We start from the raw sequence: 13,231 nt of genomic DNA, 5'->3' as shown, positions 1-13,231 counted from the left end.
CACCATGGTGAATGTTCGTGTCGTTCCGTGCGCTCGACCTTAACCTCCTGAAAGTCTTCGAGGCGCTGATGACCGAGGGTAGCGTCACGCGCGCGGCGAGCGCGCTGACGATGACCCAGCCCGCGGTCAGCAATGCGCTGGCGCGGCTGCGCGACGCGCTCGGCGATCCCCTATTCGTGAGATCCGGCACCGGCATCCGTCCCACCCAGCGCGCCGTGGTGCTGTGGGAGCCGATCGGCGAGGCGCTGGAGAGCGTGCGTGGTGCGCTCGATGAGCAGGTGTTCGATCCCGGCCGCGCGCAGACCGAGTTCAGCCTGTCGATGTCGGACTACGTCTCCTCGCTCGTGATGCCGGACCTCCTCGGCCATCTCAGCAAGGTCGCGCCCAAGGCGCGGGTCCATACCGTCCCCAACACCATCCTGGAGATCGCCGACCAGCTCGAGGACAACAGGGTCGACTGCGTCATGAGCGTCTATGTCAACGAGGCGCAACAACCGGCCGCCATTCGCTCGCGCTCGCTGTGGACCGTCGACTATGCCTGCTTCATGCGGCGCGGCCATCCGCTCGCGGGCATGAAGCGGCTCAGCACGCGCACTTTCCTCAACGCGGGCCACGTCGATGTGAGCCTCGCGGGCAAGACCATGCCGTCCTACGACCTCTTTCTCGCCTCGCGCGGGCTGTCACGCAACCTGGTCGCGACCGTCAATCACTACAGCGCCGCCTACGAGGTCGTGCGCCAGTCCGACCTGATCGCCGTGCTGCCGAGCGACCTGCGTTCGCAATCAAGGCATGCGCCGTTGCTGCACGCCATGCCGCTTCCGCTTCAGGCGCCGCCGCGCATCGTCAGCCTGTTCTGGCACCAGCGCAACGACACCGTGCCGGCGCAGCGCTGGCTGCGCGAGACCCTGGTCGAGATGTTCGCCAGATCCGATTGAACCCGCCGGCGTGATGCAAAACCGGAAACCGTGCCTTTCCCGGAGCGGCATTGCCGAAGCGGCCTCCGCGCCCTAGCTGCACGGCGAGCCATTTCCTCCCACATGACGGGCGCCGCCCGCGTCCTGCAGAGACCCGATCGATGACCGCATCGCTTCAATTCGGACTGGATACCTTTGGCGACGTCACCAGGGACGCCGACGGCGCCATGCTTTCCCATGCGCGGGTGATCCGCAACGTCGTCGATGAGGCGGTGCTGGCCGACGAACTCGGCCTCGACTTCATTGGCCTCGGCGAACATCACCGTTCTGATTTTGCGATCTCCTCGCCCGAGACCGTGCTCGCCGCGATCGCATCGCGCACCAGGCGCATCCATCTCGGCTCGGCCGTGACGGTGTTGAGCTCGGACGATCCGATCCGCGTCTTCCAGCGCTTTGCCACGCTCGATGCGCTCTCCAACGGGCGCGCCGAGGTGATCCTCGGCCGCGGTTCCTTTACCGAATCCTTTCCGCTGTTCGGTTTCGACCTGCGTTCTTACGAAGCGCTGTTCGAGGAGAAGCTCGATCTGTTCGCGGCGCTGCTGTCGCAGAAGCCGGTGACATGGCAAGGCAAGCTGCGCCCGCCACTGAAGGATCAGCTGGTCTATCCCCCCGTCGAGAACGGCCAGCTCAAAACCTGGATCGGTGTCGGCGGCAGCCCGCAATCGGTGGTGCGCGCGGCGCATTACGACCTGCCTTTGATGCTCGCGATCATCGGCGGCGATCCCGCGCGCTTTGCGCCTTACGTCGATCTCTATCACCGCGCCTTCAAGGAATTCGGCCGCCCGGCCCAGCCGATCGGCGTGCACTCGCCCGGCTATGTCGCGGAAACGGATGGAGAGGCGCGCGAGGAGCTCTGGCCCGACTACAAGGCCATGCGCGATCGCATCGGCAAGGAACGCGGCTGGCCGCCGATGGGCCGCGACGAGTTCGTGAACGAAGCCGAGCACGGCTCGCTCTATGTCGGCTCGCCGGAAACCGTGGCGCGCAAGATCGCGGCGACCGCGAAGGCGCTCGGGATTTCACGGTTTCAGTTGAAATATTCGGCCGGCCCCCTGCCGCACGAGAAGCTGATGAAGAGTATCGAGCTTTATGGGCGCAAGGTGGTGCCGATGGTGCGGGAGATGATGGGGTAAGATAGCGACGTTCGCCTCAGTCCGTCTTCGCCCTGCGGGCTTCGCCGGACACCACGCTTTGCCTTTCAGGCATCACGTGGCTACGCCACGCGTAGCCCGAAGGGCGAAGCGTGGTGGGGGAGGCAGGACTCGAACCTGCGAAGCCATGAGGCGGCTGATTTACAGTCAGCTCCCTTTGCCACTCGGGACACTCCCCCGCTCGACGGCAGCACAATCGGGCCGGACCTTGCCGGCGACCGAGAACGGCCATGGAACGTGAAGGCCGCGACAGCCCGGATGGGGGCGCGACCGGGCGCGTTTATGGGCGATGCGGTGGGGCAAAGTCAACCGAGGCGAACAGCTAAAATCGCCCTCGCAGGCGCTCAAATTGCCATATTCCGGGACCCGTGACACAAGCGAGCCCATGAAGGATCGAAAATTCACCTCCAAGGGCTCCCGCGGCGGGGCTAAGCCCTTCAACAGGCCCGGGAAATCGGCCGGCCGGCCGGCCTGGCGCGATCGTGATTCGGCATCCGACGGGCCGGTCATCCTCTATGGCTGGCACAGCGTCACCATGGCGCTGCAAAACCCGGCGCGGCGGATCCGCAAGCTGACGCTGACCGAGAACGCCGCAAGGCGCCTCGCCGAAGAGAATATCGAGACCCGCGTCACGCCCGAGATCGTCCGGCCCCAGGAGATCGACCGCCTGCTGTCGCCCGACGCCGTGCATCAGGGCCTGCTCGCCGAGGCCGATCCCCTGCTCTCACCCGACATCGAGACCTTGACGCCGGAGGGCATGGTGCTGGTGCTCGACCAGATCACCGATCCGCACAATGTCGGCGCCATCCTGCGCTCCGCCGCGGCCTTCGCGGTGAAGGCGATCGTCACCACCGCGCGCCACAGCCCGGAAGCGACCGGCGTGCTCGCGAAAGCCGCCTCCGGCGCGCTCGAGCTGGTGCCCGTCGTGACGGTGCAAAACCTCGCCCGCGCGCTGACCGCGCTGAACGAGCGCGGCTTCCAGACCGTCGGCCTCGACAGCGAAGGCAGCGAGGACCTCTCAAACGTCGCACTGCGCGAACCGCTGGCGCTCGTGCTCGGCGCGGAAGGAAAAGGCCTGCGGCAATTGACGCGCGAGACCTGCAGCGTCGTGGCGCGGCTCGACATGCCCGGCGAGATCAAGAGCCTCAACGTCTCCAACGCAGCCGCGCTCTCGCTCTATGTCGGCGCGAGCCGGCTCGGGCTGATGAAGCGGTAGCTGCGGCCGCGGACGCAACTACGCTCCCTCGCCCCGCAAGCGAAGAGACACAAACAAGAAACGCCCGTCCGCATGACGCGGACGGGCGCTTCGAAAAACTCAACCGATCAAGTGATCAGTAGTAGCGGCGCAGCACGCGGTGGCCGCCATAGTACGGCGCGGGCGCGTGGCGATGGGCGTAACCATAGCGCGGGCCGTAGCCGTAATGCACGCGCGGCAGATAGCCGTAGCGCGGGCCATAGCCGTAGCGATACGGACGGTAGTACGGGCGGTGATAGGGATAGGCGGCGGCGCGATAGCCATAACCATAGTTGGCGGGGGCGACGACCGCGTCCTCACGATAGGTCGGATACGGCGCGAAGGCGCCCGGGCCGGTGTAGGTCGGGCCCTGGTTGACGTAGTAATACTGCGTGGTCGGCTCGGCGAGACGCTCATAGGCGCCATAGCCATAGCCGTAACCACCGCAACCGGTGTTGCAGCCGGAATAGACGGGCGCAACCGGCTGGCACGGATTGAAGCCGCAAGCCGCGGCCGGCGCGGCCCCGACGAACATCACGGCAGCCGCCGCGACCAGTCCCGAAATCATCTGACGCATTACTCTCTCCTGTTGATTTCCGTATCTCGGATTTTTGACGTTTCTTAACCCGGCGGCTTGCCGGGCACCTCGGCACGCGGCCGGGGCCGACGATGCTGCGGATTCACATTGATCTCCGGCGCCAGGATCACCGGCGGCGGATCGGCGGGCACGTCCATCTGCGGCGGCAGCGGCGCCGATTGCGCGCCCCAGCTCTGGTGGTAGCTCTCGGCCGGCTTCGGCAATCTGCGGTTCGCGGGCGGCTCGACCTCGAGCCGGCCGTAGCCGGGCCGCAGGCCCAGTGTCGGATAATAATGGCCGACGTCGTCGGGCTGCCGCTCGGCGATATAGCGTCCGCCATAGATCGTCGGCTGCACCTGGACGTTCTTGCCGAGGCCCCAGACACCTTCGACGACGCTATAGGACGCGTCGATGCCATTGATGATGATCGGCACGCCGGGGCGGCCGGGCACGACGATATCGAAGCCGCCGCCGGCAAACGCCGTCGCGGGCAGTCCGATCAGAAAGGCTGCGAGCGCCAGAGCGCGCATGGTGGGATCCCGGTTGTCTGGAACACAACCTAACCGATCGCGGCACAGAGAGGGTTAAGGCCGGCTCACCAAATGCCGGTAAGCCTAACGCGCAAGGGGCGCGGGCCGCTCAAATGCCGCAAGCTGCGCTAGCGAAGCGTTAACGCGGCGCAAGCTCGCCGCACGTGCCGGAGCGCGCAAGGTTGCGTGGCACAAACTGCACATCCTGGGCGGGCTCACGTCGATGTGACCCCGCGTGCGAGAATCCGCGGAACGACTACCAGATGCCGCACTTAGCACAGGTCTCAACAACATGGAGAAAATGCCATGACGAGCCTGAAGCTTCTTGGCTTGGCCGCGATCGTCGCGTCCACGCTGGCAACACCGGCCTTCGCGCAAGCGACAGTCGACAATTCGGGCCGCTGCACGGGGCTCTTCCAGGATCCCAATTGCCAGAATCTCGGTCCCGGCAATGCGACCGCCGACCGCGCCTATCGCCGCCGGCACATGGCCCGCGGCCAAGTGAATCCGAATGATGGAACACAATCGGGCTTCTGGCCGCTCGACACCGCGGGCGCGGTGGCTGGTGCGGCAGTCGGCACCGCCGCAACGATTGCGGCTGCACCGTTCCAGGGCTGGGGCAATTCCTACGCGCGCTATGACAGCGGCGGCCCCGCCTGGTACGGCAACTGGGACGCCTACGCAGCCCGCAACGGCATCGTGTGCAGACCCGGCACATGGTTCAAGGGCGAAGACGGACGGCGGCACCTCTGCCAGTAAGGCCCCGGCCATCAGGCTGAAAGCTTGCAGGCGGCCCGACGGGCCGCCTGTTTCTTGCCGGCGAAACGCCACTGCCAGGTTCTGGCACTTTCCGACCAAGTCTGATATTGCGACGCCCGAGCGGGCGGACAGCTCCGGCACATGCCGAGCCCTGCCCCGCGTCGCCGGCTTAGCTCAGCGGTAGAGCAGCGGTTTTGTAAACCGAAGGTCGGGGGTTCAATCCCCTCAGCCGGCACCAGCGCTCGAGGCGGGAGCACTCAGTCCGAATTCTTCTGCGCGCTGCTCTGCTGGAAATGCTGGGCGCCGGTGATTTCCACCCAGGCATGTTTCGACTGCTCGAAAACCGATCTGATCGGTGCCGGATAGTTTGGATCCGCGATGGCGCCAACGGCGACGCCGATCATCGCAGGCAGATTGTCGGGTTTCCACCAGACCGTTGAACCGCAGTCGGGACAAAAATAGTTGCAGACCTTGCCGCCGCTTGCGGCTGTGCGGACGTATTCCTTCGACGCGCCTGAGATCGTGACGGCCTCTGCCGGATAGAAGGCACCGACACCGAACGGCGCGCCTGTTCGCCGCTGGCAGTCAATGCAATGGCAGGCAGCGACGAGGCTTGATGGCCCCGGAAGCGACAGCGCAAGAGCGCCGCAATTACATCGGGCGTCGATCATCGAAATTCCTTCCTCTGGGTTGGCCGGCGGGTCCTGCGGCCCGGATGGAGTGGAGCGCAATACGGGACGGTGTTCCCGCATTCCGCTGCTTGGAGCGCGCTACGAAAGAGCTGTGCCCGTGTTTGAGATGCGAGTTGGATTGACCATGACTTCTCATCTTGCTCCGTCACTGCGAGCGCAGCGAAGCAATCCAGACTGTCATCGCGGAAAGACTTTGCGGTTGCTTCGCTACGCTCGCGATGACGAGTTGGTGGAGCGATGCACCTATGCTCGCCCTCACTCCTTCCCGACCTCGAACGCCAGCAGCACGTTGCCGGCCACGCCGCTCCACTGGCCGTAGCCGGAATTGGTGTAGAGCATGCCGCCGGCGATGACCGGCCCGGGGCCGTCGATCGCGCCGCCATGGGCGGGGACGCCGTTCACGGCCGTATAGTCTCGCGCGGTATCGAACTCCCACAGCAGCTTGCCATCGGCTGTGGCGTAGGCGCGCAGGAAGCCGCTGACGCCGCCGGAGAACACGACGCCGGGGATCAGGCTGACCGCCGCCGACAGCGCGGGGCTGCATTGGAGGCGATCGCCGCAGGCGACGGGAGGCACTTCCATCGCAATCTTCCCGCTGGCGAGATCGAGACCGAACAGGCCTCCACCTTGGGTGGAATCCAGCCGCCGCGTGCCATCGTGCAGGAAACGCACGTCGGAGTTCGCGACGTAGATGCGGTCCTGATCGGCGGCCGAGCCCCATTCGCTGCCGCCGAGCGCACCGCCCTTCCCGATCCGCGTCTGCCACAGGATCTTGCCGCCATCATCCGGGTCGAGCGCATGCACGACACCGGACTTCTGCGCGATGGCAAGAACACGCCTGCCGTCGCGCAAGGTCACGAGGATCGGCGACTGGCCGAAATCGTGATCGGGGCCGTGCTCGTCAGGACAATTGGTCCTGTCCGCGCCGTAGCATGCCACGATGAAGGCGTCCTTCGGGGTCGCCTGCTGCTTCCAGAGCAGCTTTCCGGTCGCAAGCTCGAACGCGAGGATCGCATCGGCGGTTGCGGCCGGCGGATTCGAATAGGAATTGCTGGTCGCGACGTAGACGGCGTTGCGCTTCGGATCGACCGTCGGTGCCGACCACACCGCGGCGCCGGACGGGCCGAACAGCTGCGTACCTTTCGTATTCTTGCCGGTCGGATGCGGCACTTCCGGGATCGTGTAGGCCTGCCACACCGGCTTGCCGGTCACAGCCTCCAGCGCCACCACGCTGCCGCGGAAAGTGCAGCATTCGTAACTGGCTTGCGAGCCGGCGGCCTCCTCGAGCGAGGACACCGGGACGTAGAGCACGCCGGAGTGCAGCGTCGGCGCGCCTGTGATGCGCGCGGCCGGATGCTCCTCGACCTTCGTTTTCCAGATCAGTGCACCGGTCAGCGCGTTCACGGCATAGGCATTGGCGCGCAAGTCACCGAAGAAGATCACGAACTGATCGGTGCCGGGAAGCGGCGCGAAGCTGATCGCTGCGCGCACCGCGGCATCGGTCGCGAATGTCCACAGCGTGCAGCCGCTTCGCGCATCGAGCGCGTGCACCTTGCGGTCGGTGCCGCCGATGAATAGCAGGCCGCCCATGATCGTCGGCGGCGCAAAGGACACCGAGGCGCCGGGAAAGGCGTAAGCCCATTTCAGCCGCAGGCGCGGCACCTCTTCCGCGGTCAGCCCCGCCATGTCGGCCGGCTGGAAGCGGCTGTTGCCAGCGTCGATGCCCCACCCGTTCCAGCGTGGACCGTCAAGCGGCTCTGGAAAGCCACGGACCTGCTGCGTGCAGCGTCCTTCTGCGTCGGCTGCGACGCCGCCGGTCGCAGTCTTGCCAGTGACGAAGGAAGCAATCGCGCGGCGTTCCTCGTCGCTGCGCTCCTTCGCCATCGCGGCCATGCTGCCGGTGGTCAGTGTCCCCAGCACATGATCGAACGACATTCCCTGCATGGCGCTACGGCCCGGCACACGGCTTTGGGCATCGCCGCCATCGTGGCATTGCGCGCAGTGGCTTGCGTAGAGCGCAGCGCCCTCCTGCTGCGCCAGCGCCGGCGCGCAGCACCAGATCAGCATGGCGGCAATCGCAACACTCGGTCTCATGGCGTGCTCCATCGTCACCGCAACGCGAGATGGCTTCATGCAACCCAAAGTGTAGCGCGACGGCATTCGCGGAGGCAACGGGCGTCCCGCCTGCGTCCGTCACATCCCCGTGGCAATGCGGATGCGATCAGGCAATTCATCCAGCCGCCAGAGCCCGAGGCTCTTGTCGCGCCAGCCACCGCCGCCCTCCTCGCAGCGCTCGTTGATCAGTTCGCGCGGCGCCGGCCAGTTGAACGGCGCCGTCGCCATGTTCAGCGCGCGCCAGTCGCCGTCCTCGCAGTCGCGATTTGCATCCCATTCGGGAAACGTCGTGACCAGCAGGAAGCGCGCGCCGCTCGCACGAAAGTTCGTGACGGCGCGAGCGATGTTGTCGAAGCTCAAATGAACCAGGCAGTCGCGGCACAGGATCAAGTCGGCCGCCGGCAGCGTATCGCGCGTGATGTCCGCGACGCGGAAGCGGCCGGCCAGTTCACCTCGTGCCGCGCGCTCGCTATTGGCCTCGATCAGCGACGGCACGATGTCGATGCCGGTGTAGTCGAGATCGAGCTTCATGCGGGCGATCCAGCCCGCATCGCCGCAGGGCGCATCGAGCAGCGAGCGCGCGCCGAACCGTTGCAGCAGCGCAGGAAGCACGTCCCGGATCGCGGCGGTGGCGGGATCCTCCGAGCCGAGGCCCGAGACCGAGCTGGCCGCGCCCCACAGGTTCGTCTTCTCGATCCGCTCGAACCGCGCGGCGAGATCGAGGCCCGCGAAATTGTCACGGTCGGCAACGAAGCGTTCGTGAGCGAGCACGGGCGGACGATTGGGGATCATCGGACGCTTCCAAATCCAGATTCCATCGCGAGCGCAGTCTACACGCGAAACGTCGCGTCAGAAATCACAGGCCTTTCCACTCAAGCCGGTTTCTGCCACTCCATCATGTGAAAGTAGGGCACCCGGCGATGAAGGTCGTTTCTGCGGGGGTCGCCGCTTGTGGGCTCCGGTTCGACAAACAGTCGCAGCTGGAGGCCGTGGTCGAGCAGCAGCGTCATGTAGGTGCCGAGCGGACGATGCCAGTTCTGGAGCCGGATGCCGCGCCAGCTCAGCCAGATCGGGCGCTCGTCCATGTAGTGATCGATGGCGAAGCGCATCTCGCCCTTGCGGTCACGTGCCCAGCCGTCGGGCTGGCCCGCGGTGTTGAAGCTGGTCAGATTGGCGATGAGCAGCGTGCCGCCCGGCCGGAGTGCCCCCACCATCTTCGCGATCGCCGTACCGAGATCGGGAATGTCAATCAGGCTGAGATAGCTGACCACCAGATCGAAACACGCATCGATATCCATCGTCTCGGCACGACCGAGCCGATAATCCCCGCGGGGGTCGAGCTCCCTAGCGCGCGCGAGTAGCGCCTCGGTCGGATCGATGCCGGTGGTGCGGATGCCGGCGCGCTGCATGATGCGGCAGAAGCGTCCCTCCCCGCAGCCGACGTCGAGCGCATTGCGGAAACCGCGGCCCTCGATCCGCGCGCGCATCGGCGCATCCAGCACGAAGCGGCGGCCGTAGTCGCCGTCCTCACCCTGCTCGATGATCCAGGCGGCCGCGGACGCGGCCCAGCCGTCGTCGACATCGTCGGTCATGGGCTGCCTTCGAAGGGGCGCGGACGCCGAACGCCGCGGGGACGGCTACTGATCACAGATTGGATCAGAATTCAACATCAGGTAGCATGCGCACCCGATGCGCCCTACCACGCCCAAAGAGAAGGCCAGGATCGCCGCCGGCGCGATTACGGCCGTCGTCATGACGGCCATGCTGTTCGTCATCGCGCTAGCGTTGCTGCTGCCGCAATAGAGACTCTTGGCGCGGCGGATGCCGCCGCGCGGACTCAGGCGGCACGCACCGTCCGGAGGAATTTTCCGACTTCGTCCTTCAGCCGGTTGCTGTCGGTCGCCAGCATCTTTGCGGTCGAGAGCACCTGCAAGGAGGCCGAGCCGGTTTCGGCCGCGCCGCGCTGCACGTCGGTGACGTTCGAGGAGATCTGCTGGGTGCCGTGGGCGGCCTGCTGCACGTTGCGCGAGATCTCCTGAGTCGCGGCGGCCTGCTCCTCGACCGCCGCGGGAATGGTCGAGGACACTTCCGAGAGCCGCTCGATCGTCGCGGAGATGTCGCGGATCGCGTTCACCGATTCCTGGGTCGCGGTCTGGATGCCGGAAATCTGCAGGCTGATCTCGTTGACCGAGGAGGACAGCTCTTCCGTGGCGGTAGCAACCGACTGCACGGACCATGTCGCGGCGACGCTGCTCGGCCGCCTGCTTCTCGGCTTCGGCCTGCGCCGCCTTGAGCCGCTCCACTTCGAGTCCGTTGGACTTGAACTCTTCGACCGTCCTGGCCACGTCGCCGATCTGGTGCGGAACCAAGCACGTACGTCGCTCGTTCTTGCCCCATGCGGATCAGGGCAGACCATCGAGACATATTCTTGCTGGGGGCGGTGACGCTGTGCTGCGTCGTCGTAGCCGGCGCTCTTGCGCTGTACGAGCCCGTCTTTGGACAGGCTCCGGAGAGGCAGGTCGCCGACAGCAGGCCGGTCGAGGCCGCAGCCCCGGCGGCGGTCCGGGTGGTCGGTGCGCCCTTCGTGCCCAACGTCAACCCGCGAGAGCGATAGCACTCACCTCTGGGATGTGCCCTTCGGAGACGTGCCCTCGCCCTCCCCGGGCTGGCCATGGGCCCGCGCCAATTCCTCGGCGAACGCGATCACCTCCGCCCGCTTGTCGGGCGGCAGCGACAGGAACGCGCGAACGAGCCTCAATCCTTCGGCTTCATCCGCCTGCTCTTTTCCGGCATCCATGCGCCCACTGTCGGGCGACCGGGAAAAATATGCAATCCCTCGGAGGATATCTTCTTGATTCGTCCCTCGAGCTTTGGTGGAGTACCCCTAACGGGGGTGGCCCATGAAGTGGATCCGAGAGCGCGACGCATTGATCGCGCAGACACTGGCCTTCGTCCAATCGGTAACCGGCAAGAAGGATGACCTCCATCCGCCGGAAAGCCCGCCTGCTGCATTCGCGGTGACCACGGAAATCGTGACCGTGCAGGCCATCGCGATCGAAACCGACCCGCCACCGGCCGTATCTCCGCCCGCCCCTCAAGCTCGGCCCGTCCAGGTCCCGCCGCCCCGCACGGGTGGCGATTTCCGTACCGAGATGCAGGCCAGGATCGCAAATTTCCGCAAGCATCAGGAGCGGTTCGAGCGCGAGCGCGAGGAATATTGCGCGGCGACCCTGACAAAAGTCCGCGCCGCCATCCGCGACGCCGGCCCTCCTCCACCGGCCGCCAAGTAAGGCAGGCCGTCCGTCTGGCGACCTACAGCCAGGACCAAACCAGCCAGAGATTGGCTGCGCAGGCGCCGAGCAGCGCCACTGTCAGCGGCAGGAGCATGTGCCCGCAGGAGGTTTTCAGGTCGCTCGTCATGGCCGAAAACATCCGCTGATTCCGGCCGGAGAGTCCCAGGGATTCTTTTTTTGGAGATTCAGGACTCGTTTACGACTCAAGGACCCCGGGCACCGCGATCACGGCGCCGTGATCAACCGCCGGCCGGAACCCCTCGCCATTGAAGTCGTTAACGCGCTTTCCGGGAGCGGGAAGAATGCCCTACGCCCTGTTTTGCAACGATGCCCAGATCAGCAAGGCCTATCCTGATGAGTCCGACGTCTGGAAATTGGCGCAGCGGAGCGGTCTCGTCGTGGATGTCAGCGCCGACGACAACCGTGCCGGGCCGCGGCGTGTGCTCGACAACGACTACGAGATTAAGCCCTGCCGGGCAGCGCAGGGCGAGGACCCCGCCACGAACAAGGCGGAGGCCGAGCGCCAGTCCAGGATAGAGCTTCAGTTGAATTTGTAAGGTCGGGCCGGAAGCCGGGGTTCAGGGCGTCGCGGTCGCCAGCGATGCCTGCTCGCCGGCCAGCGCCACGCAGGCCTTGCGGCGGTGCAGCCCGCGGATCGCACCGGTGACCTTCAACACCTTGCCGGACGGACAGGAGGCGTCCTTGACGAAGGCCACCTCGTAAGGTGCCAGCATCAGAGGCTCGGATTTGAGGATTGTTTGAGCAGTGCACGGCCCGCCGACGAAGCACACGAGCACCGCTGCCGACACCAAGATACGCATGACCGTCGTCCCACCAGCCCGATAATTCTCATATAACGCGTTCCGGAGCGCGAGTTCCGTAAGCGGCAAAAATTATTTTTGCTTTACGCCAGCCCCATGACACGCGTGAGAAGGCGCGCGCCGGAATGTTTGCTTGCAAATGACGCGCCAGATGGTTCACGCAAAGCAAAGAACCGGCCGCCAGCACGGGCCGGCATACGAAAAGGCCGGCGGGAGCCGGCCTTTGTCGGAACTGGGATTGCCGCTGGCGGGTCAGTAGCGCGAGGCTGACGGACCACCCCAGCCGAAGCGGTAGTTCACACCGACCTTGACGGTATGCTCGTCCTCCCGGCCGCGGACGCCGACGATGTCGGCCGGCCCGGAGGTGAAGGTGGTGCTACCGAAATTGTAGTACTGGTACTCGGCCTTGGCCGACCAGCTCGGCGCGAACATGTATTCGAGGCCGGCACCGACGGTGTAGCCGTCCTTGTTGTTACCGGTGGCGGTGAAGCCCTGCGGCACGCCGGCGACGTTGACGCCAAGGCCGCCATTGCGCCAGGCGTAACCACCCTTGGCGTAGACCAGCGCCGGACCCCAGGTGTAGCCGATCCGGCCTGTCACCGACCCGAGCTGGTCGGTATTGGACGTCACCTGCGTTCCCAGTGGGAACGTGACACCGTTGTTGTTGGTCGGCAGCCAGGAATACTGGGCCTCGACACCGACGACCCAATTGGGCGCGAACTGGTAGTCGAAGCCACCCTGCACACCGCCGAGGAAGCGGGCGTCGCTCGACTGGAAGCTGCTGTCGCCGGCGAACGCGCCGCCAACATGGCCGCCGATGTAGAACCCGGTCCAGTTGTAGATCACCTGCGGCGGCGTATAGGCCGGTGCCTTGGTATAGGCGCGCGGCTGCATGTCGGCCGCTGCGGCCGGCGCGGCCAGCGCAAGCAGAGCGACTGCGCCCAGCAAGATCGTTTTCATGATCATCCCCGTTCTTTCAAATTCGACACTCAGGAAACAACGTGGCGTGAATTAGGTTGCTTCGCGGCGATGCCGGAACGTTGATCGTTCGCTACTGTGACGGGGTGGCAACATCGCGATTTTGT

At 65.7% G+C, this 13,231-nt stretch carries 15 protein-coding genes, 2 tRNA genes and 1 pseudogene; 7 read left to right on the top strand and 11 right to left on the bottom strand.

Features of this window, described 5'->3' with window-relative positions:
* The first annotated feature begins 11 nt into the window (after positions 1-11).
* Together ACVWW6_RS23885 and ACVWW6_RS23880 are read left to right on the top strand one after the other, a co-directional pair.
* Positions 12-935, top strand: coding sequence for a LysR family transcriptional regulator (locus tag ACVWW6_RS23885; protein WP_110116421.1), 924 nt, complete (start codon positions 12-14; stop codon positions 933-935).
* Positions 936-1,075: 140 nt separating this feature from the next.
* On the top strand, positions 1,076-2,107 hold the full coding sequence (locus tag ACVWW6_RS23880) for an LLM class flavin-dependent oxidoreductase (RefSeq protein WP_304547281.1): 1,032 nt from the start codon (positions 1,076-1,078) through the stop codon (positions 2,105-2,107).
* A 111-nt stretch (positions 2,108-2,218) separates the two neighbouring features.
* Here the strand turns inward: ACVWW6_RS23880 and ACVWW6_RS23875 are convergent.
* Positions 2,219-2,304 (bottom strand) — tRNA-Tyr (locus ACVWW6_RS23875).
* Between the two features lie 206 nt (positions 2,305-2,510).
* Here ACVWW6_RS23875 and rlmB point away from each other — a divergent pair.
* Positions 2,511-3,341, top strand: a complete 831-nt coding sequence (gene rlmB, locus ACVWW6_RS23870) for a 23S rRNA (guanosine(2251)-2'-O)-methyltransferase RlmB (protein WP_060908009.1) — start codon at positions 2,511-2,513, stop codon at positions 3,339-3,341.
* A 115-nt stretch (positions 3,342-3,456) separates the two neighbouring features.
* On the opposite strand, the gene ACVWW6_RS23865 is transcribed toward rlmB, so the two are convergent.
* Complete coding sequence (locus tag ACVWW6_RS23865) at positions 3,457-3,936, bottom strand: hypothetical protein (RefSeq protein WP_028175994.1); 480 nt, start codon at positions 3,934-3,936, stop codon at positions 3,457-3,459.
* A gap of 44 nt (positions 3,937-3,980) precedes the next feature.
* Complete coding sequence (locus tag ACVWW6_RS23860; protein WP_011088249.1) at positions 3,981-4,466, bottom strand: hypothetical protein; 486 nt, start codon at positions 4,464-4,466, stop codon at positions 3,981-3,983.
* A gap of 306 nt (positions 4,467-4,772) precedes the next feature.
* Between ACVWW6_RS23860 and ACVWW6_RS23855 the strand changes: the two genes are divergently transcribed.
* A complete protein-coding gene (locus ACVWW6_RS23855) occupies positions 4,773-5,225 on the top strand; it encodes a hypothetical protein (RefSeq protein ID WP_011088250.1) in 453 nt (150 codons plus the stop codon).
* A gap of 163 nt (positions 5,226-5,388) precedes the next feature.
* Positions 5,389-5,463, top strand: a tRNA-Thr gene (locus tag ACVWW6_RS23850).
* 19 nt (positions 5,464-5,482) lie between these two features.
* Here ACVWW6_RS23850 and ACVWW6_RS23845 read toward each other — a convergent pair.
* From ACVWW6_RS23845 to ACVWW6_RS23820, 6 genes and pseudogenes are all read right to left on the bottom strand, one after another.
* Positions 5,483-5,896 carry a GFA family protein gene (locus ACVWW6_RS23845; RefSeq protein WP_456681467.1) on the bottom strand — a complete coding sequence of 138 codons (414 nt, stop codon included), beginning with the start codon at positions 5,894-5,896 and terminating at the stop codon, positions 5,483-5,485.
* A gap of 276 nt (positions 5,897-6,172) precedes the next feature.
* Positions 6,173-8,011, bottom strand: a complete 1,839-nt coding sequence (locus ACVWW6_RS23840; protein WP_456681466.1) for an outer membrane protein assembly factor BamB family protein — start codon at positions 8,009-8,011, stop codon at positions 6,173-6,175.
* A gap of 99 nt (positions 8,012-8,110) precedes the next feature.
* The gene (locus ACVWW6_RS23835; protein WP_456681465.1) at positions 8,111-8,824 is read right to left on the bottom strand and encodes a class I SAM-dependent methyltransferase; all 714 of its coding nucleotides are present in this window, start codon (positions 8,822-8,824) and stop codon (positions 8,111-8,113) included.
* An 80-nt stretch (positions 8,825-8,904) separates the two neighbouring features.
* Positions 8,905-9,624, bottom strand: coding sequence for a class I SAM-dependent methyltransferase (locus tag ACVWW6_RS23830; RefSeq protein WP_011088254.1), 720 nt, complete (start codon positions 9,622-9,624; stop codon positions 8,905-8,907).
* A 245-nt stretch (positions 9,625-9,869) separates the two neighbouring features.
* Positions 9,870-10,214: pseudogene (locus ACVWW6_RS23825) on the bottom strand (methyl-accepting chemotaxis protein); the annotation flags it as partial.
* A 435-nt stretch (positions 10,215-10,649) separates the two neighbouring features.
* Complete coding sequence (locus ACVWW6_RS23820) at positions 10,650-10,829, bottom strand: hypothetical protein (protein WP_028175886.1); 180 nt, start codon at positions 10,827-10,829, stop codon at positions 10,650-10,652.
* Between the two features lie 103 nt (positions 10,830-10,932).
* Here ACVWW6_RS23820 and ACVWW6_RS23815 point away from each other — a divergent pair, with 103 nt between their 5' ends.
* Complete coding sequence (locus ACVWW6_RS23815) at positions 10,933-11,322, top strand: hypothetical protein (protein WP_038967517.1); 390 nt, start codon at positions 10,933-10,935, stop codon at positions 11,320-11,322.
* A 305-nt stretch (positions 11,323-11,627) separates the two neighbouring features.
* Positions 11,628-11,882, top strand: a complete 255-nt coding sequence (locus tag ACVWW6_RS23810) for a hypothetical protein (protein ID WP_011088256.1) — start codon at positions 11,628-11,630, stop codon at positions 11,880-11,882.
* 21 nt (positions 11,883-11,903) lie between these two features.
* On the opposite strand, the gene ACVWW6_RS23805 is transcribed toward ACVWW6_RS23810, so the two are convergent.
* Positions 11,904-12,146 (bottom strand): DUF6719 family protein, encoded by a 243-nt coding sequence (locus tag ACVWW6_RS23805; protein WP_011088257.1) that lies wholly within the window; start codon positions 12,144-12,146, stop codon positions 11,904-11,906.
* Positions 12,147-12,398: 252 nt separating this feature from the next.
* On the bottom strand, positions 12,399-13,106 hold the full coding sequence (locus ACVWW6_RS23800) for an outer membrane protein (protein WP_028175884.1): 708 nt from the start codon (positions 13,104-13,106) through the stop codon (positions 12,399-12,401).
* Positions 13,107-13,231: the final 125 nt, after the last annotated feature.

The sequence above is a fragment of the Bradyrhizobium sp. USDA 3311 genome, from assembly GCF_054062495.1.
This window is presented reverse-complemented; position numbering and strand designations above follow the sequence as displayed.

Excerpts from the sequence above, each read along its gene's own strand:
- ACVWW6_RS23885 (WP_110116421.1), top strand. The coding sequence starts at position 12 with ATGTTCGTGTCGTTCCGTGCGCTCGACCTTAACCTCCTGAAAGTCTTC.
- ACVWW6_RS23880 (WP_304547281.1), top strand. The coding sequence starts at position 1,076 with ATGACCGCATCGCTTCAATTCGGACTGGATACCTTTGGCGACGTCACC.
- rlmB (WP_060908009.1), top strand. The coding sequence starts at position 2,511 with ATGAAGGATCGAAAATTCACCTCCAAGGGCTCCCGCGGCGGGGCTAAG.
- ACVWW6_RS23865 (WP_028175994.1), bottom strand. The coding sequence starts at position 3,936 with ATGCGTCAGATGATTTCGGGACTGGTCGCGGCGGCTGCCGTGATGTTC.
- ACVWW6_RS23860 (WP_011088249.1), bottom strand. The coding sequence starts at position 4,466 with ATGCGCGCTCTGGCGCTCGCAGCCTTTCTGATCGGACTGCCCGCGACG.
- ACVWW6_RS23855 (WP_011088250.1), top strand. The coding sequence starts at position 4,773 with ATGACGAGCCTGAAGCTTCTTGGCTTGGCCGCGATCGTCGCGTCCACG.
- ACVWW6_RS23845 (WP_456681467.1), bottom strand. The coding sequence starts at position 5,896 with ATGATCGACGCCCGATGTAATTGCGGCGCTCTTGCGCTGTCGCTTCCG.
- ACVWW6_RS23840 (WP_456681466.1), bottom strand. The coding sequence starts at position 8,011 with ATGAGACCGAGTGTTGCGATTGCCGCCATGCTGATCTGGTGCTGCGCG.
- ACVWW6_RS23835 (WP_456681465.1), bottom strand. The coding sequence starts at position 8,824 with ATGATCCCCAATCGTCCGCCCGTGCTCGCTCACGAACGCTTCGTTGCC.
- ACVWW6_RS23830 (WP_011088254.1), bottom strand. The coding sequence starts at position 9,624 with ATGACCGACGATGTCGACGACGGCTGGGCCGCGTCCGCGGCCGCCTGG.
- ACVWW6_RS23820 (WP_028175886.1), bottom strand. The coding sequence starts at position 10,829 with ATGGATGCCGGAAAAGAGCAGGCGGATGAAGCCGAAGGATTGAGGCTC.
- ACVWW6_RS23815 (WP_038967517.1), top strand. The coding sequence starts at position 10,933 with ATGAAGTGGATCCGAGAGCGCGACGCATTGATCGCGCAGACACTGGCC.
- ACVWW6_RS23810 (WP_011088256.1), top strand. The coding sequence starts at position 11,628 with ATGCCCTACGCCCTGTTTTGCAACGATGCCCAGATCAGCAAGGCCTAT.
- ACVWW6_RS23805 (WP_011088257.1), bottom strand. The coding sequence starts at position 12,146 with ATGCGTATCTTGGTGTCGGCAGCGGTGCTCGTGTGCTTCGTCGGCGGG.
- ACVWW6_RS23800 (WP_028175884.1), bottom strand. The coding sequence starts at position 13,106 with ATGAAAACGATCTTGCTGGGCGCAGTCGCTCTGCTTGCGCTGGCCGCG.